Origin of the sequence: Kluyvera sp. NPDC087067, assembly GCF_044745165.1 — a bacterium.
Classification (GTDB): domain Bacteria; phylum Pseudomonadota; class Gammaproteobacteria; order Enterobacterales; family Enterobacteriaceae; genus Kluyvera.
Genome location: NZ_JBIUZS010000007.1, coordinates 122611 through 148869 on the forward strand (window position 1 = coordinate 122611; position 26259 = coordinate 148869).

The following is a 26259-nucleotide window of genomic DNA, read 5'->3' on the forward strand; positions in this document are numbered from 1 at the left end:
TTTCCTCTCCGCCCGTGCTCGCATGTTAAGGGGCTGACAAAAAACAATGGCAAAGCAAGACTATTACGAGATTTTGGGCGTTTCCAAAACAGCGGAAGAGCGTGAGATCAAAAAGGCGTACAAACGCCTGGCCATGAAATTCCACCCGGACCGCAACCAGGGGGATAAAGAGGCCGAAGCCAAGTTTAAAGAAATCAAAGAAGCGTATGAGATCCTGACCGACGAACAAAAGCGTGCGGCCTACGATCAATACGGTCATGCAGCCTTTGAACAAGGCGGCATGGGCGGCGGCGGCGGTGGTTTCGGCGGCGGCGCGGACTTTGGCGATATCTTTGGTGACGTATTCGGTGACATCTTTGGCGGTGGTCGTGGTCGCCAGCGTGCGTCCCGTGGCGCCGACCTGCGCTACAACATGGATTTGACGCTGGAAGAAGCGGTTCGTGGTGTGACCAAAGAGATCCGCATTCCGACGCTGGAAGAGTGTGATGTCTGCCACGGCAGCGGCGCGAAAGCCGGTTCTAAGCCGCAGACCTGTCCTACCTGTCATGGTGCAGGTCAGGTACAGATGCGCCAGGGCTTCTTCGCCGTACAGCAGACCTGTCCACATTGTCAGGGCCGCGGTACGCTGATTAAGGATCCGTGCAACAAATGTCACGGTCATGGCCGCGTTGAGAAAACCAAGACGCTGTCAGTGAAAATCCCGGCGGGCGTTGATACCGGCGATCGTATCCGTCTGAGTGGCGAAGGTGAAGCTGGCGAGCACGGCGCACCGGCAGGCGATCTGTACGTTCAGGTGCAGGTGAAGCAGCACGCTATTTTCGAACGTGAAGGCAATAACCTGTACTGTGAAGTACCGATTAACTTCTCCATGGCGGCTCTTGGCGGCGAGATTGAAGTGCCGACGCTTGATGGGCGCGTGAAGCTGAAAGTTCCGGGCGAAACGCAAACCGGTAAGCTGTTCCGTATGCGTGGTAAAGGTGTTAAATCCGTTCGTGGCGGCGCGCAGGGCGACCTTCTGTGCCGCGTGGTGGTCGAGACCCCGGTAGGTCTTAACGAGAAGCAGAAACAGCTGCTCAAAGATTTGCAGGAAAGTTTTGGCGGCCCGACCGGTGAAAACAACAGTCCGCGTTCAAAAAGCTTCTTTGACGGCGTGAAAAAGTTCTTTGACGATTTGACCCGTTAGTCACTATTATTTCTAATATTGATCCAAAGCCTGAGCCTTTCGCTCAGGCTTTTTTCTGCGCATCTCAATATTATCCTTTCGTGTGTTGACCTGTCCGCTGTGACTAACTTATAACGGTAGCGAATTGATTCGTATTGAGTATCATTAATATTAATTATTTGTAGAGGCTGACGGCGAATGGGATCGAAAGGCGCCAATAAGGATTTTGATTATAATTTAATCAAAATTCTTGACGCCATAATCTCAGCCGGAAACGCGACAAAAGCGGCGAAGCGCCTCGGCATTACGCCCGCCGCCGTCTCCATCGCGCTTAAGCGTTTACAAAGCCATTATCATGAAGAGCTGTTTATCAGGGGCAAAGACGGGCTGCTCCCAACCGCAAAAGCGCTGGAAATCCATTACAGTTTTCGTCAGGTTATAGAGCTGGTTGGTGAGACTTTTCAGTCAGTTAATAAGAAAAGTGACAAAACCCAAATCACCATTTTGGGCAGCGATATTATTGAAAGCTATTATCTTTCTCAGCTCTCGGCACGCGAGGATTTTGAACAGATTTTAGTCAGTCATTTTTCATCCCGCAATATAGAACGTGAACAAATTATTGAGCGCTTATTTACCTCAGACTGCGATCTGTTGATTAGCATTGATCCGATTATTGTTCCCGGTATCGATCATCAGCTCATTGATAGCTTCAAAAGTTTTGTCTGTATTTGTTCGGGCTCTCATATGCTGAGCCAATTGTCTCAGCTTTCATTACATCATTTCTATACCTCGCGTCACGCGCAATATCAATCAGGCACCAGTATTCCTGAAGTGATCAATGATAGTGCCTTACTTGTGGATGAGCGATGGTATAAAGCTAAGCGTAATATTGGTTACCGCAGTGATTCAATAAACGGCTTGATTAGCATGGTTGAGCGTTCCTCAATGATTGCGTTGATACCGTTAAAAATCGCTTTGTTTTATAAAAATCAGCGTAAATATGATATTAAAATCATCCAGCCGCCACCCGAGTTATCCTTCCGGCCGGTTCAGGTGTATGCGTCATGGAAAAAAAACAGTCGCAATCTGGCTGTCATAAACGGCACTGTCTCGATGTTGCATACGCTTTCCTCATTCCGTCGTTGATACCTCTCATTGAACGCTCATTGAAAATTAATGAGCACTGATGAGGTTCATATGATTTCCGTAGTCATCGGGCACTATCTAAACTCCTGTTGTCAACCATTCATATTTATACAGGAGTTTAATATGGCTATTCCCAATCAATTACCCAACACCGAGGTTGTTTTACTCGAAGTGGAAATCCTTTTGACGATCATTTTTGTGGGCGCATGGGGCGGATTTGTTAGCTACTTTATTGGTAAAGAAAAAGCGCAACAAAGTGATGCTCATAAAAGCATTACGAATTGCTTAAAGCAGGTGGTGATTTCTTGTTTCACCAGCTTTTTACTTAGCGCACTGGCGATTGAAAAAGGCTTTAGTTTTAACATGGTGCTGCTCGCTGCCGGTTTGGGCGGAGTGTTTGCAGCACCGATCTTAAAAATACTCGGAGATAAAATTAAAAAATATATTAATGATGCAAGTCCACGTGAGTGACTAGAATGTTATTTATTGGTCATAAAAGGCTCATCCGTGAGTCTTTTATTTTTAGACCGGTGGTCAGGCTACTCTGTTCTTGATCCAACCATAAATGAACTCTTCATTATTTTTGTTTTTTTCGGTTATATCTAAGTAGTAGACACCCTGGCTACAATTTAAGGCTTTCACCAGTATGGCTTCCCCTTCTTTTCCGCGCCATGCCAGGTAGGCGTCTAATGCGGCAAGCGTTTTCGGACCAATATGGCCATCCGTGCTGATGTCACTGTATTTTCTCGCTTCCCGGTTGAGCACATTCAACCAACGCTGTAGCCAAACGCAAGGATAGTGCGCACCAATGTTGACCGCTGCATCACACAGTTCAAAGGCGATAGGGTTGGATAACGTGGCTACCTGCTCAAAGCCTGGTTTAATCCAGTAATCTTCTTCCAGAATGGCGTAGGCTTCGCTGTGGGTCAGGTCCCGCATATCCCCTGAATAACCATGGGCACGGGCAACGGCTTCGGTGATACCCCAATTAGTTTTGCCGCCTCTGTCTTTTGCATTTTGCGTATAGCCGCCTTCCATAACGATAATCCCATCAATGATTGGGTTCATTTTTCTGCTCCTTGAATTAATGAATATGCATATACATAGCGGTGCCTAAGGTAACGGAAAATACGGTGGTTAACGCCGCGAGCATTTTCCTGACTACCTGGTGCTTCTGGGTCTTTGTTTTTTCTTCAAAGGTTTTAATGGAGATATCTTTGTTGACCTGAATCCCCTGGCGAGGAATGGTGATAAAAAGATCGCTAATCCCTAGCATCTTTAGATCGCGTCTGATTAAGTAGAGTATTTGCGTCAGGTTGGCATCATTAACGAAATGACTACGGTTGCCCCAAAGTTCAGCCGCAATCTTTGAACGTTCAATGATCCCTTCTTGTGCGTTTTCGATAATAAAACTGAGACACTTAGCTCTCATCGCGGTCATTTTGATAACCTGAGAGTTTTCCTTAGTTCTCAGTTCATATTTCCCTTCATTATAAATGCAGTTTTCATTTATGAGATAGTTTTTCATAACGTCATCCTTTAGTTATACACATCCTGGTTGTCTGCGCTGAATATAGGGTACGAGGATCGTCTCAATCCATTAATACTCTTCGATTTAATTGTAATATCACTCTCTTGAGCGATCCTCATCACATTAGCTCTTGCAGATTAAATGATACTTAATGCCTTTATAAATGATGCTTAATATGGTGGTTGATTTTTGCTCATCACGCTGATGTGAGTTACGTAAACCCGCTGATGATGTCTTATAGAGTTATCTAAAATCAGCATCATCCGTCTGTGTGAGAATGCGTGATTTAAACGTGATGTTTAGTGATTAGCCATTTCTGGTCGGCTGTTGAATTATGGACCCCGCAGAACGAACTGCGATAATTTTTAAACTTAAAAGGAAATTAAAAATGGCTACCAGCAAACTGATTAATGGCGATACTCTTACTGAAACCAGCAACGCGGCTGACGGTTTTAACCCAGCAAAAGAAGACAGCGCATTTAGCTATACTTCTGCACGTGTCGCTAAACCTGTTTATAACCAATATAAGTCCTCTACTACCAAACCGAAGGTATTTGGTTACTATACCGACTGGTCTCAGTATGACGGTCGCCTTCAGGGTGATGATTCTAAAGATAACCGCGGTCGTGGTTACGATCTGTCCAATGTCTCTCCTACTGCTTACGATAAAATCATTGTTGGTTTCGTCGGCGTAACGGGCTTCCATAAAGTGGACGGCCAGTCACGTGATGTGGTGGCAGAAGGCGCAGCGCTGTGTGGCAAAGTGAAATACGAGCCAACCTTCCTCGATCCATGGGGTGATTTCCAGTCTTACATCAACGTCGGTCATACCGAGAGCGGTTGGGACGTTGAGCCGACCACGGTGACTCAGGCGAATACCAAAGGTCTGCTGGGCGGTCTGCGCGATCTGCAGGCAAAAGCTAAGCAGCAGGGCCATGAACTGGCGCTGTCTATAAGTATCGGCGGCTGGACCATGAGTAACGGTTTCCACGAAACCGCGGCTTCTGAAGAAGCGCGTAAAGTCTTTGCTAAAGGCGTGGTGAAACTGTTCAAACAGTTCCCAATGTTCAGCGAAGTGGATATCGACTGGGAATATCCAAATGCCGAAGGTGCTGGTAACCCATGTGGCCCAGAAGATGGTGAAAACTATGCTCTGCTGATTGCTGAACTGCGTAAACAGCTGGATTCCGCGAGCCTGAGCAACGTAAAAATCTCTATCGCCAGCTCCGCTGTGGTGAAAACTTTCGGTTATTCCAACGTGAAAGCGCTGCTGAATGCGGGCCTGTACGGCATCAACCTGATGACCTATGACTTCTTCGGTACCCCGTGGGCAGAAACCGTGACTCACCACACCAACCTGAAAGCTATCGAGCAGGACGGTTGGGCAGTCGATACTATCGTTGAGCACCTGCTGTCTGAAGGCTTCCCGGCTGACCGCATCAATATCGGTTATGCAGGCTATACCCGTAACGGTCGCAAAGTTGAGCTGGAATCTCTGTCTCCACTGAAAGGCACCTACGATGCAGGCACCGGCACCACCGTCGGTACGTTTGAATCCGGTACTAACGAATGGTACGACGTGATTTATAACTACCTGGATCTGGAAAACCAGAAAGGCCGTAACGGCTTCAACGTCTACACCGACCAGGTTGCTGACGCTGACTACCTGTACAGCCCGGAAAGCAAGGTGTTCATGTCCCTGGATACGCCGCGTTCCGTTAAAGCGAAAGGCGCGTATGCAGCAAAACTGGGTCTTGGCGGCATGTTCACCTGGACTATCGACCAGGACAACGGCGTGCTGGTTAACGCCGCTCGTGAAGGTCTGGGCTATGAAATCGCTTCTGAAGTGATTGATATGGAACCGTTCTACTTCGAAGGTATCAACGTTGAGCCAAGCGATTCAGACGAAGAACAGCCTGTCACTCCAGATGTGAACCACGCACCGAAAGCGGCAATTGAGCTGCTGGTTGTTGGCGGCTCTACCGTCCAGCTGTCTGGCGCCGGTTCTACTGATGAAGATGATGATGCGCTGACCTTTAGCTGGGGCGTGCCGTCTGAAATTACAGTGGCAGATAAAACTTCATGTGTGATTGAGTTTGTGGCGCCAGAAGTGGCAGCAAAAACCGCATTCCAGTTCACGCTGTTCGTTCGCGATGCCTACAACGAACCGTCTACTCAGCAGCGCTTTGTTCTGACCGTTGTTCCTGCACTGGCGAAAGACGATGCAGATAAAAACACGGATGACGAAATCGTTACGCCTGTAGAACCAGAAGAAGACGTTACGCCGGCAGAAGATGATTCCGCAGTGGATGAAACCACTCCTTATGCACTGTGGGATGCTGAAACAGTTTACGGCGGCAACTGGGGCACCTTCGAGACCGTTAGCTGGAAAGGTCATAACTACCAGGTGAAATGGTGGTCTCAGGGCGACCAGCCTGACCTGAACTGCGGTGCAAGCGGAGCATGGACCGATCTGGGCGCTTACTAATAATAAGCATTAGTCCATAACGCAAGCCCCGGTTTTCCGGGGCTTTTTCCAACAGGGAACGAGGAATATCGGTCATGGCCCTTTCCATTTCAAATAGCAAAATTGACGTTCATAGCTGGTATCAGAAAGTCACCTTAACGATTTTAAATAACGGCGATCGCGCCGTTGATATGAACCATGCCATCATCGGCTTTACCGCCTCCGGCCATCAGGATCCCTGGGGTATTTTTGGCGGTACGCTGAAAGGCGATATGCCTTTGACGCTCAGCGGTAAAGCGCAAGGTTCATTAGATGTTAATGAAATTATTATTAATAACAGCGAAGCATTATGGTTGCTGCCGGGGCAGAGCGGAACGCTGTTCTTTAGCTTTGCGGCAACGCAGGTGCCGGTAAAAATTTCGACTTTTACCCTGACGCTACCATCCTCAACCGAAGATGAGGTTGAACCCGTTGCCCCTGCCGATGAGCCGGTGGTTGAACCTGAGCCAGAAGTTCCTGCCGATGAGCCAGCGGTTGAACCTGAGCCTGAAGTTCCTGCCGATGAGCCAGTGGTTGAGCCTGAAACTCCCGCGCAAGGTGATGCGCCACTTCTTAGCATGAGCTCCCTGAATCTCAACAGCTGGTATCAGCGCGCAACGCTGACGCTGACGAACAGATATTCACAATCAATTGATTTAAATAAACTTACCCTGAGCTTTACGGCCACAGGTCATCCCGATCAGTACAGCCCGTTGAGCGGTTCCATGCTGGGGAATCAACCTGTCACCTTAAGCAGCGATGGCGGTTGGCCGACTGAAAAAAACAACATCATTATCAATAATGACGGCGAACTGCTGCTAGCCTCAGGCGAAAGCGCTGAGCTGCAATTTTATCTGGCCGCCACACAAACCCCGATTGTCATGGGTGAACTGGCGGCCGTACTGGCGCACGACCCTACGCGACAGGGCGCTATTGCGGTGAAGTTTCCCTCAATGGCGGTGAATACGGCGCTCAAACCCGCTTTCGATATGCTCTACCCAGACGGTCATTTACAGCGTTATGTCGGTGAATGGGGGCAGGAACTCAGCATCAACGATCTCAGCCCGGGTCATTACGACATCACGGTGCTGGAATTAATCAATGATGAGATGAAAATCGTCCCGCTGAATAGCCGCTACGCGCTGGATCTGGCATCGGGTCACGATAGCGAGACCTGCGTGATTGACTATCAATCGCCGGTACTGCTGGCCTCCGTCTGCCTGAACATGGAAGCGCCCGAATTTGCCGGGGCGGAAATGGTCGTGGAAATGTGGAACGAGGCGGGGATTTGTGAGCAAACGCTCACCATGGACGTTAACCAAATGCAGTGGGTTAAACAGCTGCTGGCCGATCATGACTACGCTTTGAGCATTCAGCCAACCATCGTTAATAATCAATCGATAACCACGCCTGAGAAATCCGCACCTTTCACGCCGGTGGCGGGTGAACTCAAAGAGGTGAACGTTCCTTTCTGTCAGACGGCCGTCGAAAAAGAGGGCTTTGTGAACGTCCAGATGACCATTCTGGGCCTACCGGCAGGCGTTGCTCCGCAGCGTTACCGTCTTTACAGCGCGCAATATCAATATACCTTTACGCTGGAAAGCGGCACGCAGCCGCAAGCGCTGCCGATGCGTATTGCGCCAGGGCTGTACACGCTCGAAGCGGCGGATATTTATGTCGGTGATGCCCCATGGCGTTGCGAGATAAACGCGCCGTTCCGCCTGCTGCAAACCGATAACCACGTGACGGTTGAATTTATCCAGGGCGTGGCGTTGCAGGTCAAAGGCTGGCCAAACTATGTGGCCCACGGCGGCGTAACGGTAAACGCGGCGGAAACCGTCTCGCGTTATCGCGGTATTCCGGTTAGCGCACTGTTTAAATATGACGGATTTGACGGCGGCGGCGATCCTGTTCCTGCGGCCGAAGTGGATACCAATGCTGATGGCTTCCTCGATTACGCTTCCTTGCCGATTCACAAAACCGTCCCTCTGGTTCGCGAAATTGAAAAAGAGGCGGGGCGCCCCGTCATGCCGGTGATGGTGGTATATACCGCCAATGCCAGCGGCGGGAGCGCGGTGTCTGATTTGCAGGATAGCCAGCGTCTACGCAATCACTTTGGCAACTTCATCACCCAATGTCTGGCGGCGCAGTCTTATAAAGACAGCGATCATGCCGTACCGGCGACCTTTGTCTTAAACCCGGATTTCCTGGGGGCGATGCAACAAGAGCCTTACGGTTACACCGGGGTACGCCAGGCAAACAGCGTCGAGGTTAACGTTCAACTGGCGGCTGCTATCAACGCGTTACCCGAGCTGCCAGGGATGAGTTACCCGGTATTGCCGGTGTTTAGCAACGATCTCTATGGCTATATCCAGGCAATCAACTACATCGTGCGGCAGTTTGCGCCGGATATCGCTTTCGGCTGGCAGACTAACGTGTGGGCGACCGGTACTGCCGATTGGGTGCTTAAAGCGGATGCCGATCCGGCTGCCCACGGTGCGGCTATTGCGGCCTTTATCGAGGAATTAGGTGTCTATCGCGGTGACTATGCGCCAGATTTTATCGCCTTTGATAAATTTGAACGTGACTGCTTTAGCCCGGATGCGCTGGCGCACTACGGCTGGAATGCTACCTGCTGGCTGCACTATCTGGGGATGGTTAAACAGGCGGCGAAGGATCTGCATAAACCGGCAATGCTGTGGCAAATTCCTGGCGGTCATATGCCAACTACCGATGAAGGCACCAGCAAAATTGCGGCATCACACTTTGCATCCGGCGGCAGTTTCTTTATGGGGGATGCGCGGATTGGCAAAGATATCAATGCGATCTCTTCAGCGCTGCTGAATACACCGGTTAACAGCGCGATCTATGGCGTGGCGAACGTAGGCGATTTTTTACGCCAGGACAACGGCTACGACTGGGGGCAAATGCAGGCGCTTAACCTGCCGGATTACAACGTTTTCTCGGTATTGTGGGGCGGTGGTTCGACGGTCAGCATCACCACTATCCATTCGAACGGCGAGGACGGTGGCTGGCTGGCAGAAAAGATGAGCGAATACTACGCATTCCCTCGTTATTTTAGCGAGTGCTAACGTCGAACGCTGGCGGCGCGACGGTGGTTCAGGATCCCCTGAATCAGCGTCGCAGCCGCTATTTTTTTATTAATTTTAGTAGTTGTGTTTTTCTATTTAAGATATATGTTAATTTTCTTTTTTATTATTGTTTGTTTTTTATTTAATTAAATTCCTTGTGAATTATCTTATTCAAAAAATGATGGCTGATTTGTGCTTTTTAAAATCATAAATACTACAACATGAACTTATTTATTATTAATTGAAGCGATTCACCTGGAACTATATCTTTCATCTATCTTTTGTTACCCAAACATATCAAAAAAACAATGAAATCAGACTTTAGTGAGAATGAAAATGTTTTGCATTCGTTTATTTTCGCCCAGCGGGCCAAGCCCTATACGGTAATTGATGCTTTGTTTTCTGCACTGCTACCGTTTGGTCAGCCCTTTTTACTGGAAGCGGGGGAGGAACTACCGTTAAGTTCTGCGGAGCACGGCAACCGAATAGTCCTGCTGGAAAGCGGCGCTATCTCATATTGTCGCAGCGATGACCGCATGCAAATCTCATCGGGATTTGCCCCTTCAATACTCGGGCTGACCGATAGCTACGGGACAACCTACGACGTACCCGCCCGCCCGGAACACTTTCTGGTTGCAGAAACGGCCTGTCGTGGCCGCGCGGTGCTGCTGGATGATTTCGTACGCATTGTTGAAGAGTGCGACCTCTGGCACGATGTGGCGCGGTTCCTGGCGTATCGCCTGATGGTGATGTGTGTCCGTGACCGGGAGCTGGTTGGCGTAGATTCGTATTTGAAAGTTCGCGCGCTGTTGATAGAGATTTGGGCCTATCCTGAGGAATATCGTGAGAGTATTAACGTACTGAATTTTGTCCAGCGACGTACCGGCATTTCTCGTAGCCGCACCCTGAAGTTGCTTTCAGAACTTAAAAAAGGCGGTTATATCAATATCGTTAACGGTCGTCTTAAGTCAATCTGGAAGCTACCGGCCGCTTATTAACTCTGTTTTCGGCATTATCAGCGGTTTTTAGTATGATATGTATACATATTCTCTCTGAATAATTGAAGCGATTACCATAGATTTTCTGGTTTATCAATACGCCGTATTGCGTATGTTTTTCATTGCAATTAATTTCTTTTTAAAACAGATGGTTATCCCTAGTCCTTTAAAGTCATATTATCTGCGTTGCATATGAATAGTTGTTTCGTTAATAATTATTTTTATAAGTAATAGCGGTCTAAAATAATATTCAGCATGCTGTTTTGAGTTGTTGGTCATTATCACCAGCGAAACTATATCTTTATTGTTGAATGACCCGCAATATTTATTTTATGTGTGCATTGACTCTATTTTTCGATATTAAAAAAACATTAACTATTGATTGTCTTTAAGGGATTGTATGAAAAAGAACGTATTTGCTATGGTTGTTTCCGCATTAATTTTGGGCGGCCCTGCGCTGGCTAATGCTGCTGAACTGGGTGATTCTCCAACTACCGTTTCTGGCGGTACCGTTAATTTTGTGGGGCAGGTTGTCGAAGCGGCCTGTTCCGTATCGGCGGATTCTATCGATCAGACCGTCACGTTAAGCCAGGTCCAGGCCAACAAGTTATCGGCACCTGGAATGGTCGCGAATCAGAAAGAAGACTTCAATATCAAACTGGAAGATTGTGATCATAATGTAAGCCAGAACGCGGCGGTTATTTTCAATGGTCAGCAAGACGCGACCATTCAGGACACGCTGGCGAATACCGCTGGTGCGGGTTCAGCAACCAATGTTGCTTTACAGCTGTATGGCCCAGCCGGCGAGACGCTCTCTATGGGTAAAACCTCCTCTACGGTCACTCTGATTGACGGTGAAAACGTTATCCCGCTGAGCGTTGACTACATTGCTACCGGCCAGGCAACCCCGGGTAACGTCACGGCAACCGCAACTTTCAGCATGGTCTATTCCTAATCGAATATCTGACACCCCCTCCGAACCCGATGTGCGGAGGGGGTGTTGCGCACCGCCGCGATAACCCCCCAAAGTCACCTGAGTAAATTAAGTATGTGCACCAAAAAAATTCAGATCATGCAGTCGCTTTTGCTGCTTTTCGTATTGAGTATGACGAATGTGGCGCAGGCGGGCGGTATTGCGCTGGGCGCGACGCGCGTGATTTATCCGCAGGGCAGCAAGCAGATCTCTCTGCCGGTCATTAACTCCTCGGCGACCAACGTTTTTCTGATCCAATCCTGGGTGGCGAACATTGATGGTATTCGCTCAACCGACTTTATTCTGACGCCGCCGCTGTTTGTGATGCAGCCAAAAACAGAGAATGTGCTGCGTATTATGTACGTTGGCCCAACGCTGCCGACGGACAGAGAGAGTGTCTTCTACCTCAATAGCAAAGCGATTCCTTCGGTCGATAAACATAAGCTGGCGAGTAACACCTTACAAATCGCCACGCAAAGCGTGATCAAGCTGTTTATTCGCCCCAGCGATCTGCCAACGTCTTCAATAGATGCGCCAGCCGCGTTGCGCTGCCATGCGGAAGGTAGCCGCCTGACCATTACCAATAGCTCGCCCTACTATGTCTCTTTAGTGGAGCTTTATGCGGGCGGCAAAAAGCTCGCCAATACGATGGTTGCGCCGAAAGGGGCGCTGACCCTAAACGCGCCGACCGGAAACGTGACGTATCGCGCGGTTAATGATTTTGGCGCGACCACGCCGAAGTTCACCTGTCAGACGAATTGATATGTTGCTGGAAGTTGATGCGATGATGCGCCGTTCCTGTCGCGCCACCAAACCTTCGCTCCCAACCCTGGCGCTGGCGGTGGCTAGCGCGCTGACGATCCCCCGAAGCTGGGCGGATAACTATTTTAATCCGGCTTTTTTATCTGACGATCCTTCGGCCGTCGCCGACCTGTCGACATTCAGCCGCAATGTTCAGGCACCGGGCGTGTATCGCGTGGATGTCTATCTCAATGACGCACTTCAGTCGAGCCAGGATTTACAATTTAACGCCGCAACGCCCGCTAAAGCATCGGATGATAAAAGCGGGCTAAGCGCCTGCCTGACCACTGAAATGCTGCAAAAAATGGGCGTCAACGTGGCGGGCCAGCCGGCGCTTGCCCGGTCAGCCCCGGCGGATTGTGTCGATCTGGCGGCCGCAATACCTGACGCAACCTCCCGCTTTGACTTTGCTCAACAGCGCCTGAACATCAGCATTCCGCAGGCGGCGTTGGTCAACAACGCTCGCGGCTATATTCCACCGGAAAACTGGGATGAAGGGGTGAACGCATTATTACTGAACTACACCTACACCGGCTCAAAAACGCACGACCGCAGCGCTGAAAGCAGCGCGCAGACCAACCAGTTTCTGGGGCTGAACAGCGGGCTTAATATCGGGGCATGGCGATTACGCGATTACTCAACCTGGAACGACAGCAGCGGCCAGAATAGCCAGGCTGATTGGCAGCACATCAGTACCTATCTGGAGCGTGATATTGCGGCGCTGAAAAGCGAAATGACGGTGGGCGATAGCTACACCCCTTCCGGCGTGTTTGATAGCCTGCCGTTTCGTGGGATCCAGATCGCCTCCGATGACAACATGCTCCCTGACAGCATGAAGGGGTTTGCGCCAACGATCCGCGGGATCGCCAGAAGCAATGCGCAGGTCACCATCCGCCAGAATGGCTACATCATTAATCAGCGCTATGTTCCTCCCGGCGCGTTTACCTTTAGCGATCTTTACCCGACGGCGTCGAGCGGCGATTTAGTGGTCGAGGTGAAAGAGTCCGATGGCAGCACCCATAGCTATAACGTTCCGTATTCCGCCGTTCCGGTTCTGCAGCGCGAAGGCCGCCTGAAATATGCGGCGACGGTGGCGGAATATCGCGGCGACAGCAGCCAGAAAGAGGATACACAGTTTGGCCAGGCGACGCTGATGTGGGGCTTACCGAAAGGGGTCACGCTGTACGGCGGTATGCAGTTTTCAAACAACTACAAAGCGATAGCGCTGGGTAGCGGTGCCAACCTGGGAGACTGGGGAGCGCTATCGCTGGATATCACCCAAGCCTATAGCACGCTGGTTGATGGCAGCGAGCATGAGGGACAATCACTGCGTCTTTTGTATGCCAAATCGCTAAGCCAGCTCGGCACTAATCTACAGCTGTTGGGTTATCGCTACTCGACGTCCTCGTTTTACACCCTTGATGAGACGACATGGAAGCATATGTCAGGCTACAACGGGCAAACTGACGACGATGACGCTCGTGCCGACTGGGCAAACTACTACGACCTTTATTACACCAAGCGCGGCAAAGTCCAGTTGAACATCACGCAGCCGCTGGCCCAGTTCGGCTCTTTCTTTATTACCGCCAGCCGGGAAAGCTACTGGCATACCGATGAAACCAATTCATTACTCCAGCTAGGCTACAGCGCAACCTACAAAGGCATCTCATGGAGCTTGTCCTATAACAGCAGCCGTTCACCGGGGGAGTCGGAAAGCGATCGAATCGTCGCGCTGAATATTTCACTGCCGCTAAGCCAGTGGCTCAGTCATGACGACGATATCACCCATGAGCGCCATAACGCCTATGCCACCTTCAACACCAGTAGCGACCGAAAGCATAACGTGACCGAAAGCGCCGGTATTAACGGCACGCTGCTGGATGACAACAACCTCAGCTACAGCGTGCAGCAGGGGATGCAGAATCATGGCGGCGGGGAAAGCGGCGCTGCCAGCATGGAATATGACGGTTCCCGGGGCAATGTGAACGTCGGCTATAACGTCAATAATAACGGCGATTATCAGCAGGTTAACTACGGACTGAGCGGCGGCGTGGTGGTGCATTCGCACGGCGTGACGTTAAGCCAGCCGCTGGGCAATACCAATATTCTGATCGCGGCCCCCGGGGCGGCAGAAGTAGGGATTGAAGATGAGCCCGGTATTCATACTGATGGCCGCGGCTATGCGGTCATTCCCTATGCCACTACCTATCGACTCAACCGAATGGCGCTAAACGTCAACACGCTTGCGGATAACGTCGATATTGATGACGCCGTGACCAACGTCGTACCGACCGAAGGGGCGCTGGCGCTGGCGCATTTTGATGCGCACGTCGGTGTTCGGGCACTGCTGAATTTACGCTATCACGATAAAGCCGTGCCGTTTGGCGCGACGGTATCCGCCAACCAAAATACGACGGAAAGCATCGTTGGCGATGACGGTGAAACCTATCTGTCTGGTCTGATACCGCAAGGGACGCTGCACGTCCGCTGGGGCAAGCTTGCGAATCAGCGCTGTGACGCGCCTTATCAATTGCCTGAATCAACCCGCGCGTTGGTTCGACAAAAAGTGGAATGCCGCTAAATGAAACGCTCCCATTTATGCCTGTCGCTGGTGGCGCTTGTGCTAAGCCAAAGCGTCTATGCCCAGGTTTGCCAGAATGTGAATAACGCGCCATCGACCGTGAATTACGATCTCTCCACCACGTTAACCGCGACGCAAAATCGGGCCGGTGAAACGGTGCCGTTAGTGAAGAGTCAGGGGAGGAATATTCAGGTGACCTGTCCGAGCGATTCGGGAACCTGGCACCGGACGCTGCGCTCGTATGTGTCTCAGTACCCGGTTGTCGAAACTGATGGACACTGGAAATACCTGAAGCTGGATGCCAGCTACCTTGAGGCCGCGATGCGCATTGATAACGCGGCGGTAGGGGATATCTATCCGCCTCAGAAATATGTGCCGATGACAAATGACGATGCTGGAAAAGGGGCGTCGTTTGCGATTCGTGATTCTAACCTGACCTTCCAGCTAAAAATCGTCAAACCGTTCATTGGTTCGGTCACTATTGCGCCAAAAACATTATTCAGCGTCTATGTCACAACGTTGCCCGGCGACCCGCTAACCAACGTGGTTTACAACATTGCCTATAGCGGAACGGTAACCGTGCCGCAAAGCTGCGAGATTAACGCCGGTCAAACCATCCTGGTGAACTTTGGTTCCCTGTATAGCGGCAACTTTACGCACGCGGGTGAAAAGCCGACGGGCGTCAGATCGCGCATTTTTAATGTGCCGGTGACCTGTAGCGGCGTTGATTCAACGGTCAATCTGAGCCTGAGCGTGCAGGCCACCGCAGACGCCCATTTTACCCAGGCGATTGCCTCCGATAACCCGGACGTGGGCGTGGTGGTCGAAAGCCGTGATGGCACGGTGCTTATGCCCAATGATGCCAGCAGCGCCGTGCCGTTTGTCACCGATGAGGCAGGGCGGGCCACCATGACATTACAGGCCTATCCCGTCAGCACCACCGGGGAGGTTCCTGCCGAAGGAACATTTACCGCGCTGGCTAATCTACGGGTGGATTTTGATTAGATGAAATATTGTTGGATGTTAATGCTGGCGCTGTTTTGGCAGCCTTATTGCTGGGCGGATGAGACCAGCTACAATCTCGAATTCACCGGCACCATCATGGCGCAGGCCTGTGACGTGGAGATTTCCAGCCTCAGTCAGAGCATTGATTTAGGGCAATTTGCCGTGGCTAATTTTCCCTCTACCGGCACCACGGCTAAAGCCAAACCGTTCAACATCAACCTCAAGAATTGTTCCCGCGGCATTAGCGGCACAAAGATTTGGTTTACCGGTATTGCAGACACCGACAACCCGGCGCTGCTGGCGCTGAGCGATACCGGCATGGGGTCAACGAATTTGCTAGCCACAGGCGTAGGCGTGGAGATTTCTGATGGTGATGACGCCATTGCAATTAATAACACCAGCTCCATCGACTACCCGCTAAAAGCGGGGCGAAACACGCTGTCATTTTATATTCGCTACAAATCTACCCGTCCGATGGTCACCTCTGGCAATGCGACGGCGGTGATGTATTTCGATCTGCAATATGAGTAAGGGCCCAGTGATTAATCTGCGTTTATGTATCGCCTGCGTCATCGTGGGCGGCAGCCTGCTGTCCTGCGCCCACGGGCACGACGGGCGAGTCTATGTTTCCGGGACGATAACCGACAATACCTGCACGTTATCGCCAGACTCAGAGAATATTGATGTCGAGATGGGGGCGGTGAGCAATCGACAGTTTGCGCGGGCGGGCGATGGCGCTAACTGGCAGCCGTTTGCGATTAACCTGCAAAATTGTGGCGCAACCGCAAGCGGAGTGACGGTCAGTTTTAGCGGCACAGCGGACAGTCATTATCCCGATTTGCTGGCGCTCACGCCGGGTGATGGCAGCGCCACCGGCGTGGCGATTGGAATATACGACAAAGATAAAACCGCGATCGCTTTGGGCGATGAGAGTGCAAGCCAGGCCATCTCATCCGGTCAGTCATCGGTTCATCTGCAATTTTATGCCCGCTATATTGCCGATGGCGAGGCCGTGGTCGCGGGTAACGCCAACGCCTCTGCGACGTTCGTGCTCGCTTATGAATAAGCTCATTATCCGCGCGATCTTGCTTTGGCTATCGCTCACCGGCGTACATGCCAGCGCGGGAGTGGTGATTGGGGGAACGCGGTTTATCTACAGCGCGGATACGCCATCGCTGAGTATTCCGCTGCATAACACCTCCGCCAGCGCCTGGCTTATCAGCAGCCATATTCTTTCCGCGAGCCGCTGGGCTGGCGCTGAAAACGAGACCGCGTCAGCCTCATCCTGGGTGATCACGCCGCCGCTATTTACCCTGGCGAGTGGTCAGGAAAATACGCTGCGCGTCATACATAACGGTTCGCCGTTGCCGGAAAATCGGGAAAGCCTTCTGACGTTGAGCATTGCCGCTATCCCTTCTGGCAAGGTGAACGGCAATAGCGTGCAAATGGCCTACCGCTCGGCGATGAAGCTGATTTATCGCCCTTTGGGATTAAGCGGCGACCCACAGCACGCCTATCAACAGCTGCAATGGACGCTTAACCCCGACGGGCTTACGGTGCGCAACCCCACGCCCTACTACGTCACGCTGTTTATGCTGCATACCAACGAGCAATCGATCGACAGCGCAGGCGTCGTTGCGCCGTTTTCACATCGCCAAACCCGCTGGTGCGCACAGGCGTCAACCTGCCATCTGCGCTGGCAAAGCATCAATGATTATGGCCGCGTGATGTCCATAACTGAGATAAGCGTGGCGCGCCGCCGCTAAATTTTGCGGCCCGCGATAAGCGTGCCGCAGCCTTTTGACCCTACAAATAAGAGACTTAGACTATGCAAAATCCACGATTAACACCTTCCCGACTAACCGGTTTACTGCTGCTTGGCATGATATCGACCCCAGCGCTTGCGGCGCAAACCGGGCAAGCTGACCAGATAGGGCAAACCGCCGAAGCGTATATCGCCAGTCATCCCGATAAAGTGGGGCAGGCGGTCGCGACCTATCTGGCGGATCACCCTGAATTCCTGATTGCCGCCAGCGAGAACTTGCACCAGCGCCAGCAAATTGCCCAGCAGCAGGCCTACGTGCAGCTTGCCCTACAGTACCAGGCTGATTTACTCAGCGCCAATAGCCCGTCGGTTGGCCCGGCTAACGCCAAAGCGGCGGTGGTGATGTTCTTTGATTATCAATGTTCATGGTGCAGCAAAATGGCGCCGGAAGTGGAAGCGCTGGTTAAGGCGAACCCGGATACCCGCTTTATTTTCAAAGAGTTCCCTATCTTTGCTTCACGCTGGCCGGTCTCGGGTCTGGCGGCCAGACTGGGCGAGCAGGTCTGGCTGACGCACGGCGGCGACAAGTATCTTGAGTGGCATAACGCGCTGTACGCGACGGGCAAAGTAGAAGGTGCGCTCACCGAGCAGGATGTGTATACCCTGGCGAAAACGTATCTGACGCCTGAACAGATTGCCGCCGTGAAAACGGCGCAGGACAGCGGCGCGGTGCACGATGCGCTGATGTTGAATCAGGCGTTGGCGCAGCATATGGACTTTACCGGAACGCCGGCGTTTGTCGTGATGCCACAAGCGGCGACGACAGATATCAAACGGGTCTCCGTGGTGCCGGGAAGTACTTCGCAGGATGTGCTGCAAATGGCGATTCAGAAAGCCAAAGGCTAACTCCATCTTCGCAGTTCACAGGAGTGTCTGCATGATAAATATTGTGCGTTGCGGCGCCTTAATGCTGCCGCTGTTCCTGCTTACTGGAACGTCGGCCGCGATGATGGGAAGCATCGCCTTTTCCGGCAGCGTAGTTGAAATGGGCTGCTGGAATGATACCCAGGCGCTGGAAATACAGTGCCACCGTCAGGATGTGGTGACGCGCCATATCATTGTTGAAAATATGACCACGCCAATCGCGGAGCCTTATGCGGCCGTGGAGACACAGTATCTTGATGAAGATAAGCAGCTGACGCTGTTGCGCATTGTCTATGATTAGGACGTGCTTTTGCATCGCACGCTCTCACCCAAACGATATGCCCGGCCTTTGGCTGGGCTTTTTATCGTAAAAACCGACTTATTTGCCAGTAATAAACTTATTTTTTCGAGCAATCAAGGCAGATAGAATAGTTTTAACGAATAATTTAGCGTAATAGAGAGAGTAAAAGTGAAGCATCTTCAGCGCTTTTTTAGCAACGATGCCTCAGGTGGCATCATCCTGATTATTGCAGCCGTGCTGGCTATGCTCATGGCAAACCTCGGTGCGACCAGCGGCCTGTATCATGCGTTCCTGGAAACGCCGGTACAGCTTCGCGTTGGGGCACTCGAGATCAACAAAAACATGTTGTTATGGATTAACGACGCGTTAATGGCAGTCTTCTTCTTGCTGATTGGTCTTGAGGTCAAACGCGAGATGATGCAAGGCTCGCTGGCGACCCGCCGTCAGGCCATATTCCCGGTGATTGCCGCGTTGGGCGGTATGGTGGTGCCGGCACTGGTTTTCCTGGCTTTTAATGGCCAGGATCCGATTGCCAGCAGCGGCTGGGCGATTCCCGCCGCGACCGATATCGCCTTTGCGTTAGGTGTCCTGGCTTTACTCGGCAGCCGCGTTCCAGCGTCTCTTAAGATCTTCTTGATGGCGCTGGCGATCATCGACGATCTCGGGGCAATCGTGATTATCGCGCTGTTTTATACCAGCGATTTGTCGTTACTGTCGCTGGCGGTAGCCGCCGCCGCTATCGTGGTGCTCGCGGTACTGAACTTAAGCGGCGTGCGCCGTACGGGAATCTACATTCTGGTCGGCGTCATTCTCTGGACGGCCGTACTGAAGTCGGGCGTTCACGCGACGCTTGCCGGGGTGATTGTCGGCTTCTTTATTCCGCTGCGCGAGAAAAACGGGCACTCTCCGGCGAAACAGCTTGAGCATGTACTGCATCCGTGGGTGGCCTTTATGATCTTACCGCTGTTTGCCTTTGCCAACGCGGGCGTGTCGCTTGAGGGCGTCACCCTGAGCGGTCTGACCTCGCTGCTGCCGCTGGGTATTATCGCAGGCCTGTTCATCGGTAAGCCGCTGGGTATCAGCCTGTTCTGCTGGCTGGCGCTAAAACTGAAGCTGGCGAAATTACCGGAAGGGGCCAATTTCTCGCAGATTATGGCGGTGGGATTGCTGTGCGGGATTGGCTTTACGATGTCTATCTTCATCGCCAGTCTGGCCTTTGGCAGCATTGATCCGTCGCTGATTAACTGGGCGAAGCTGGGCATTTTGATTGGTTCAGTACTGTCGGCGGTGGTGGGCTATAGCTTGTTACGCGCCCATCTGAAACCGCAGACGACGGCATAAATAATTAACTCAAGGAGAGGGCGCACAGGACATGTCGCATATTAATTACAATCATCTTTATTACTTCTGGCATGTCTACAAGGAAGGATCGGTAGTGGGCGCGGCGGAGGCTTTGTACCTGACGCCGCAGACCATTACCGGACAGATCAAGGCGCTGGAAGAACGCTTACAGGGGAAGCTGTTTAAGCGCAAAGGACGCGGCATCGAGCCAAGTGAACTGGGTGAACTGGTATTCCGCTACGCTGACAAAATGTTCACCCTGAGCCAGGAGATGCTGGACATCGTCAACTATCGCAAGGAGTCGAATCTACTGTTCGATGTTGGCGTGGCCGATGCGCTTTCAAAGCGGCTGGTGAGCGGCGTGCTGGATGCGGTAGTCGTTGAAGATGAACAAATCCATCTGCGCTGCTTTGAGTCGACGCATGAAATGCTGCTGGAGCAGCTAAGCCAGCATAAGCTGGATATGATTATCTCCGACTGCCCGATTGACTCCACTCAGCAAGAGGGGCTGTTCTCGGTAAAAATTGGCGAGTGTAGCGTGAGTTTCTGGTGCATGAATCCGCCGCCGGAAAAAAGCTTCCCGGCCTGCCTTGAGGAGCGCCGTCTGCTGATACCTGGCCGCCGCTCGATGCTGGGGCGCAAGTTGCTGAACTGGTTTAACGTGCAGGGGCTGAAGGTGGAGATCCTCGGCGAATTTGACGATGCCGCGCTCATGAAAGCCTTCGGGGCGGCACACAACGCGATTTTTGTTGCCCCGACGCTCTACGCCCATGATTTCTATGCCGACGAGCATGTGATTGAAATTGGCCGCATGGATAACGTGATGGAAGAGTATCACGCTATTTTTGCCGAGCGCATGATTCAGCATCCGGCAGTACAGCGTATATGCCATCGCGATTACTCTGCGCTATTTACTCTGCCAGCTAAATAACGCCTCCGCTTCGTAACATGTAGCCCGGACGAGGCGTTTACGCCGACTCCGGGGAAGCTCAGCGCCGATCCCGGCGTCGTTTCACTCGGCCGGGCTACATGAATTGCAGGCATAAAAAAACCCGCTTTCGCGGGTTTTTTTCAAAGCTGATAACAAGCGGGCGATTAAGCCAGTTTGTTGATCTGTGCAGTCAGGTTTGCTTTATGACGTGCAGCTTTGTTTTTGTGGATCAGACCTTTAGCAGCCTGACGGTCCACGATTGGTTGCATTTCGTTAAATGCTTTCAGTGCAGTAGCTTTGTCGCCAGCTTCGATAGCTGCGTATACTTTCTTGATGAAAGTACGCATCATAGAGCGACGGCTAGCGTTGTGCTTGCGGGCCTTTTCAGACTGAACGGCGCGCTTCTTAGCTGATTTGATATTAGCCAAGGTCCAACTCCCAAATGTGTTCTATATGGACAATTCAAAGGCCGAGGAGAATGCCCGTTTAGCCTTCTTTTGTCAATGGATTTGTGCAAATAAGCGTCGTTAATACGACAACGCTGCTTTACGTATTGATGGCGCAGGATTCTACCAGCTTGTGACCGATGAATACAGTCTTTCCGGCACAAAAATCATGCGGTCTGCCCATATTTTCTTGCCTTTTCGACGGATGCTGATGAAATCATTCCCACTTTGGGCGATGAGGTGCAATAGCTGGTTAACGTGGGCTTCTGTACAAGGTATACTCTGACGATTTTCACTCTTTTGAGCCAGACATGAAGCTGATACGCGGCATACATAATCTCAGTCAGGCACCACATGGGTGCGTACTGACCATTGGTAATTTCGACGGTGTGCATCGAGGGCATCAGGCGCTGCTGCAGGGCTTACGTGCTGAAGGTAAAGCGCGTGGGTTGCCCGTGGTGGTGATGATTTTTGAACCGCAGCCGCTGGAGCTTTTTGCCGCTGATAGAGCCCCAGCTCGCTTGACGCGCTTGCGCGAAAAGCTGCGCTATCTGGCTGAAAGCGGGGTGGACTACGTCGTGTGCCTGCGCTTCGACCGCCGCTTCGCCGCGCTCACCGCGCAGGCTTTTATCAGCGATTTGTTGGTCAAGCGCCTTGGCGTGCAGTTCCTGGCCGTGGGTGATGATTTCCGCTTTGGCGCTGGTCGTCAGGGCGATTTCTTGTTATTACAGAAGGCTGGCGCGGAGTTTGGGTTCGATATCACCAGCACGCAAACCTTCTGCCATGGCGGTGTTCGAATCAGCAGCACCGCCGTACGTCAGGCGCTGGCCGAGGATGACCTCGAACAGGCCGAAAACCTGTTAGGGCATCCTTTTATCATCTCCGGGCGCGTGGTGCACGGCGATGAACTGGGCCGCACCATCGGTTTCCCGACGGCGAATTTACCGCTGCGTCGTCAGGTCTCCCCGGTAAAAGGGGTCTATGCGGTGGAAGTCAGGGGGCTTGGTGATAAGCCTCTGGCGGGCGTGGCAAACATTGGTACGCGCCCGACCGTGTCCGGCAGTCGCCAGCAGCTTGAAGTGCATGTGCTGGACGTTGTAATGGACCTATACGGTCGCCATATAGATGTAGTGCTGCGTAAAAAAATACGCAACGAGCAGCGATTTGCTTCGCTGGATGAACTAAAGGCGCAGATTGCGCGAGATGAATTAACGGCCCGCGAGTTTTTTGGGCTTTCAAACCCGGCTTAAATGCCTACGTAAAAATACGGAACCGAGAATCTGATGAGTGACTTTAAATCAACCCTGAATTTGCCGGAAACAGGGTTCCCGATGCGCGGCGACCTCGCCAAGCGTGAACCGGGAATGCTGGCGCGTTGGACCGATGATGATCTGTACGGCATCATTCGTGCAGCCAAAAAAGGCAAGAAAACCTTCATTCTGCATGATGGCCCTCCTTATGCGAATGGCAGCATTCATATTGGTCACTCGGTTAACAAGATTCTGAAAGACATTATCGTGAAGTCCAAAGGACTTTCCGGTTACGACTCTCCGTATGTTCCGGGCTGGGACTGCCATGGTCTGCCTATCGAACTGAAAGTTGAGCAAGAATTCGGTAAGCCGGGTGAGAAATTCACCGCCGCAGAATTCCGCGCGAAATGCCGCGAATATGCCGCGACTCAGGTGGATGGTCAGCGTAATGACTTCATCCGTCTGGGCGTGCTGGGTGACTGGCAGAAACCGTACCTGACCATGGACTTCAAAACCGAAGCCAACATCATCCGTGCGCTGGGCAAAATCATTGCTAACGGCCACATGCACAAAGGCGCTAAGCCTGTGCACTGGTGCGTTGACTGCCGTTCTGCGCTGGCAGAAGCGGAAGTTGAGTATTACGACAAAACGTCTCCGTCCATCGATGTGGCCTTCCACGCGGTTGACACCGACGCGGTCAAAGCGAAATTCGGCGCTGTAAACGTAACCGGCCCAATCTCGCTGGTTATCTGGACTACCACTCCGTGGACGCTGCCGGCTAACCGCGCTATCTCTTTAGCGCCAGATTTCGACTATGCGCTGGTACAAATCGACGATCAGGCCCTGATTCTGGCAAGCGATCTCCTTGAGAGCGTGATGAAGCGCATTGGCGTGAGCGACTACACCATTCTCGGCACCGTTAAAGGCGCTGAGCTTGAGCTGCTGCGCTTTACCCACCCGTTCATGGGCTTCGACGTTCCGGCAATTCTGGGCGACCACGTTACGCTTGACGCGGGTACCGGTGCGGTACATACCGCCGGTGGCCACGGCCCTGACGACTACGTGATAAGCCAGAAATACGGTCTGGAAATCGCCAACCCGGTGGGCCCGGACGGCGCTTATCTGGCAGGTACTTACCCACTTCTGGATGGCGTTAACGTATTTAAAGCCAACGATAAAATCGTTGAACTGCTGAGCGAAAAAGGCGCGCTGCTGCACGTTGAAAAAATGCAGCATAGCTACCCATGCTGCTGGCGTCACAAGTCACCGATCATCTTCCGTGCGACCCCACAGTGGTTTATCAGCATGGATAAAAAAGGCCTGCGCATTCAGTCTCTCAAAGAGATCGATCGTATTGAGCACGATGGCGTGACCAAAGAAAATCTGAGCGGCTGGATCCCGGCATGGGGTAAAGCACGTATCGAATCCATGGTGGCGAACCGTCCTGACTGGTGTATCTCCCGTCAGCGTACCTGGGGCGTGCCAATGGCGCTGTTCGTCCATAAAGACACCGAAGAGCTGCACCCGCGCACCACCGAACTGATGGAAGCAGTCGCCAAATACGTTGAAAAAGACGGTATTCAGGCATGGTGGGATCTCGACCCGCGTGAAATCTTAGGCGATGACGCAGACAACTACGTCAAAGTCCCGGATACCCTCGACGTGTGGTTCGATTCTGGATCAACCAGCTACTCCGTCGTCGATGCGCGCCCGGAATTCGGCGGCCACTCGGCTGACATGTACCTGGAAGGTTCTGACCAGCACCGTGGTTGGTTCATGTCCTCCCTGATGATCAGCGTCGCCATGAAAGGCAAAGCGCCGTATCGCCAGGTATTGACCCACGGCTTCACCGTCGATGGTCAGGGCCGTAAGATGTCCAAATCTATCGGCAACACCGTTTCGCCGCAGGACGTGATGAACAAACTGGGCGCGGACATCCTGCGTCTGTGGGTGGCATCAACCGACTACACCAGCGAAATGGCCGTATCGGATGAGATCCTCAAACGTGCTGCCGACAGCTATCGTCGTATCCGTAACACCGCGCGCTTCCTGCTGGCGAACCTCAACGGGTTCGATCCGCTTAAAGACATGGTGAAACCGGAAGAGATGGTCGTTCTGGACCGCTGGGCGGTAGGCTGCGCGCAAGCGGCGCAGGAAGATATCATGAAAGCCTACGCTTCTTACGATTTCCACGAAGTGGTGCAGCGCCTGATGCGTTTCTGCTCTGTCGAAATGGGCTCGTTCTACCTCGACATCATCAAAGACCGCCAGTACACCGCGAAAGCGGACAGCGTGGCGCGTCGTAGCTGCCAGACCGCGCTGTACCACATCGCCGAAGCGCTGGTTCGCTGGATGGCGCCGATCATGTCCTTCACCGCTGACGAAATCTGGGGCTACCTGCCGGGTGACCGCGAGAAGTATGTCTTTACCGGTGAATGGTACGAAGGTCTGTTTGGCCTGGCCGATGCCGAAGAGATGAACGATGCCTTCTGGGACGAGCTGCTGCAGGTGCGTGGCGAAGTGAACAAGGTTATCGAACAGGCGCGTGCTGACAAGAAAGTCGGTGGTTCTCTGGAAGCGGCAGTTACGCTGTACGCTCAACCGGAACTGGCGGCCAAACTGACGGCGCTGGGTGACGAATTACGATTTGTCCTGTTGACCTCCGGTGCGACTGTTGCCGATTATGCACAAGCGACGGCTGATGCTCAGCCAAGCGAACTGCTTAAAGGGCTGAAAGTCGCGCTGAATAAAGCCGAAGGTGAGAAGTGCCCGCGTTGCTGGCATTACACTACCGATGTGGGCAAGGTGGCGGAACACGCAGAACTCTGCGGCCGCTGTGTGAGCAACGTGGCCGGTGACGGCGAAAAACGTAAGTTTGCCTGATGAGTCAATCGATCTGTTCAACAGGACTGCGCTGGCTGTGGCTGGTAGTGGTCGTGCTGATTATCGATCTGGGCAGTAAATACCTGATCCTCCAGAACTTTGCTCTGGGGGATACGGTGTCACTGTTCCCGTCGCTAAATCTGCACTATGCACGTAACTATGGCGCCGCGTTCAGCTTCCTGGCTGATAGCGGCGGTTGGCAGCGTTGGTTCTTTGCCGGTATCGCGGTCGGTATCTGCGTGATTCTGGCGGTGCTAATGTACCGTTCTAAAGCCACGCAAAAGCTTAATAACATCGCCTACGCGCTGATTATTGGCGGCGCGCTGGGTAACTTGTTTGACCGTCTGTGGCACGGCTTTGTCGTCGATATGATCGATTTCTACGTCGGCGACTGGCACTTTGCCACCTTCAACCTGGCCGATACGGCGATTTGTATCGGCGCGGCGTTGGTGGTGCTCGAAGGCTTCCTGCCGAAAAAGCAGGCGTAGTTCTGTGATTTCCCCGGCGTCGGGGGGGGGGGGGGGGGGGCCCCCCCCCGCGGGGCGGGCCCCCCCCCCCCCCCCCGGCGGGGCCCAAGCGCAAAACGGGCCAAAACGCAACCCCGCCCCCCCCCCACCCGCCCG

Annotated in this window: 23 protein-coding genes; 20 read left to right on the forward strand and 3 right to left on the reverse strand. The window is 52.4% G+C overall.

Going from position 1 to position 26259, the window contains the following annotated elements; translation table 11 throughout:
• The first annotated feature begins 46 nt into the window (after window positions 1-46).
• From dnaJ to ACIPDS_RS17680, 3 genes are all read left to right on the forward strand, one after another.
• On the forward strand, window positions 47-1183 hold the full coding sequence (gene dnaJ / locus ACIPDS_RS17670) for a molecular chaperone DnaJ (protein WP_166516409.1): 1137 nt from the start codon (window positions 47-49) through the stop codon (window positions 1181-1183).
• 177 nt (window positions 1184-1360) lie between these two features.
• Entirely contained in the window at window positions 1361-2308 is a 948-nt protein-coding gene (locus ACIPDS_RS17675) for a LysR family transcriptional regulator (RefSeq protein WP_400738569.1), read from the forward strand.
• A gap of 123 nt (window positions 2309-2431) precedes the next feature.
• The gene (locus ACIPDS_RS17680; RefSeq protein WP_400738572.1) at window positions 2432-2779 is read left to right on the forward strand and encodes a phage holin family protein; all 348 of its coding nucleotides are present in this window, start codon (window positions 2432-2434) and stop codon (window positions 2777-2779) included.
• A 63-nt stretch (window positions 2780-2842) separates the two neighbouring features.
• Here ACIPDS_RS17680 and ACIPDS_RS17685 read toward each other — a convergent pair whose 3' ends face one another.
• Both ACIPDS_RS17685 and ACIPDS_RS17690 read right to left on the reverse strand, forming a co-directional pair.
• Window positions 2843-3376, reverse strand: a complete 534-nt coding sequence (locus ACIPDS_RS17685) for a glycoside hydrolase family 108 protein (protein WP_400738575.1) — start codon at window positions 3374-3376, stop codon at window positions 2843-2845.
• Between the two features lie 16 nt (window positions 3377-3392).
• Window positions 3393-3836, reverse strand: a complete 444-nt coding sequence (locus ACIPDS_RS17690; protein WP_400738578.1) for a transcriptional regulator — start codon at window positions 3834-3836, stop codon at window positions 3393-3395.
• Between the two features lie 391 nt (window positions 3837-4227).
• Here ACIPDS_RS17690 and ACIPDS_RS17695 point away from each other — a divergent pair, with 391 nt between their 5' ends.
• The 14 genes from ACIPDS_RS17695 to nhaR all read left to right on the forward strand — a co-directional run bounded on the left by ACIPDS_RS17695 (window position 4228) and on the right by nhaR (window position 21057).
• Window positions 4228-6327, forward strand: a complete 2100-nt coding sequence (locus tag ACIPDS_RS17695; protein WP_400738581.1) for a glycosyl hydrolase family 18 protein — start codon at window positions 4228-4230, stop codon at window positions 6325-6327.
• 74 nt (window positions 6328-6401) lie between these two features.
• The gene (locus ACIPDS_RS17700; RefSeq protein WP_400738584.1) at window positions 6402-9437 is read left to right on the forward strand and encodes a chitinase; all 3036 of its coding nucleotides are present in this window, start codon (window positions 6402-6404) and stop codon (window positions 9435-9437) included.
• Window positions 9438-9733: 296 nt separating this feature from the next.
• Window positions 9734-10435 carry a helix-turn-helix domain-containing protein gene (locus ACIPDS_RS17705; protein ID WP_400738799.1) on the forward strand — a complete coding sequence of 234 codons (702 nt, stop codon included), beginning with the start codon at window positions 9734-9736 and terminating at the stop codon, window positions 10433-10435.
• 400 nt (window positions 10436-10835) lie between these two features.
• On the forward strand, window positions 10836-11390 hold the full coding sequence (locus ACIPDS_RS17710) for a fimbrial protein BcfA (RefSeq protein WP_400738587.1): 555 nt from the start codon (window positions 10836-10838) through the stop codon (window positions 11388-11390).
• 93 nt (window positions 11391-11483) lie between these two features.
• Entirely contained in the window at window positions 11484-12170 is a 687-nt protein-coding gene (locus ACIPDS_RS17715) for a fimbria/pilus periplasmic chaperone (protein ID WP_400738590.1), read from the forward strand.
• A 1-nt stretch (window position 12171) separates the two neighbouring features.
• On the forward strand, window positions 12172-14790 hold the full coding sequence (locus tag ACIPDS_RS17720; RefSeq protein WP_400738593.1) for a fimbrial biogenesis usher protein: 2619 nt from the start codon (window positions 12172-12174) through the stop codon (window positions 14788-14790).
• Complete coding sequence (locus tag ACIPDS_RS17725) at window positions 14791-15795, forward strand: fimbrial protein (protein WP_400738596.1); 1005 nt, start codon at window positions 14791-14793, stop codon at window positions 15793-15795.
• Window positions 15796-16326 carry a fimbrial protein BcfE gene (locus ACIPDS_RS17730; protein WP_400738599.1) on the forward strand — a complete coding sequence of 177 codons (531 nt, stop codon included), beginning with the start codon at window positions 15796-15798 and terminating at the stop codon, window positions 16324-16326.
• Window positions 16319-16861 carry a fimbrial protein BcfF gene (locus tag ACIPDS_RS17735; RefSeq protein WP_400738602.1) on the forward strand — a complete coding sequence of 181 codons (543 nt, stop codon included), beginning with the start codon at window positions 16319-16321 and terminating at the stop codon, window positions 16859-16861. Before ACIPDS_RS17730 ends, ACIPDS_RS17735 begins: the two co-directional genes overlap by 8 nt.
• Window positions 16854-17561, forward strand: coding sequence for a pili/flagellar-assembly chaperone (locus tag ACIPDS_RS17740; RefSeq protein ID WP_400738604.1), 708 nt, complete (start codon window positions 16854-16856; stop codon window positions 17559-17561). The genes ACIPDS_RS17735 and ACIPDS_RS17740 overlap by 8 nt, the downstream gene beginning before the upstream one ends.
• A gap of 62 nt (window positions 17562-17623) precedes the next feature.
• Complete coding sequence (locus ACIPDS_RS17745) at window positions 17624-18466, forward strand: DsbA family protein (protein ID WP_400738606.1); 843 nt, start codon at window positions 17624-17626, stop codon at window positions 18464-18466.
• Between the two features lie 61 nt (window positions 18467-18527).
• Window positions 18528-18785, forward strand: a complete 258-nt coding sequence (locus ACIPDS_RS17750; protein WP_400738801.1) for a hypothetical protein — start codon at window positions 18528-18530, stop codon at window positions 18783-18785.
• A gap of 168 nt (window positions 18786-18953) precedes the next feature.
• Window positions 18954-20126, forward strand: coding sequence for a Na+/H+ antiporter NhaA (nhaA, locus tag ACIPDS_RS17755; protein ID WP_166516392.1), 1173 nt, complete (start codon window positions 18954-18956; stop codon window positions 20124-20126).
• Window positions 20127-20157: 31 nt separating this feature from the next.
• Window positions 20158-21057: a transcriptional activator NhaR gene (nhaR, locus tag ACIPDS_RS17760; RefSeq protein WP_166516391.1), complete on the forward strand. Its 900-nt coding sequence runs from the start codon at window positions 20158-20160 to the stop codon at window positions 21055-21057.
• A 164-nt stretch (window positions 21058-21221) separates the two neighbouring features.
• Here nhaR and rpsT read toward each other — a convergent pair whose 3' ends face one another.
• Window positions 21222-21485, reverse strand: a complete 264-nt coding sequence (gene rpsT, locus ACIPDS_RS17765; protein WP_003018940.1) for a 30S ribosomal protein S20 — start codon at window positions 21483-21485, stop codon at window positions 21222-21224.
• 329 nt (window positions 21486-21814) lie between these two features.
• Between rpsT and ribF the strand changes: the two genes are divergently transcribed.
• The 3 genes from ribF to lspA are packed head-to-tail and all read left to right on the forward strand — an operon-like array spanning window position 21815 to window position 26124.
• Entirely contained in the window at window positions 21815-22753 is a 939-nt protein-coding gene (gene ribF, locus ACIPDS_RS17770; RefSeq protein ID WP_400738619.1) for a bifunctional riboflavin kinase/FAD synthetase, read from the forward strand.
• Window positions 22754-22786: 33 nt separating this feature from the next.
• Window positions 22787-25636, forward strand: a complete 2850-nt coding sequence (gene ileS / locus ACIPDS_RS17775) for an isoleucine--tRNA ligase (RefSeq protein ID WP_400738622.1) — start codon at window positions 22787-22789, stop codon at window positions 25634-25636.
• The gene (lspA, locus tag ACIPDS_RS17780; protein WP_400738625.1) at window positions 25636-26124 is read left to right on the forward strand and encodes a signal peptidase II; all 489 of its coding nucleotides are present in this window, start codon (window positions 25636-25638) and stop codon (window positions 26122-26124) included. The genes ileS and lspA overlap by 1 nt, the downstream gene beginning before the upstream one ends.
• The last annotated feature ends 135 nt before the right edge of the window (window positions 26125-26259 follow it).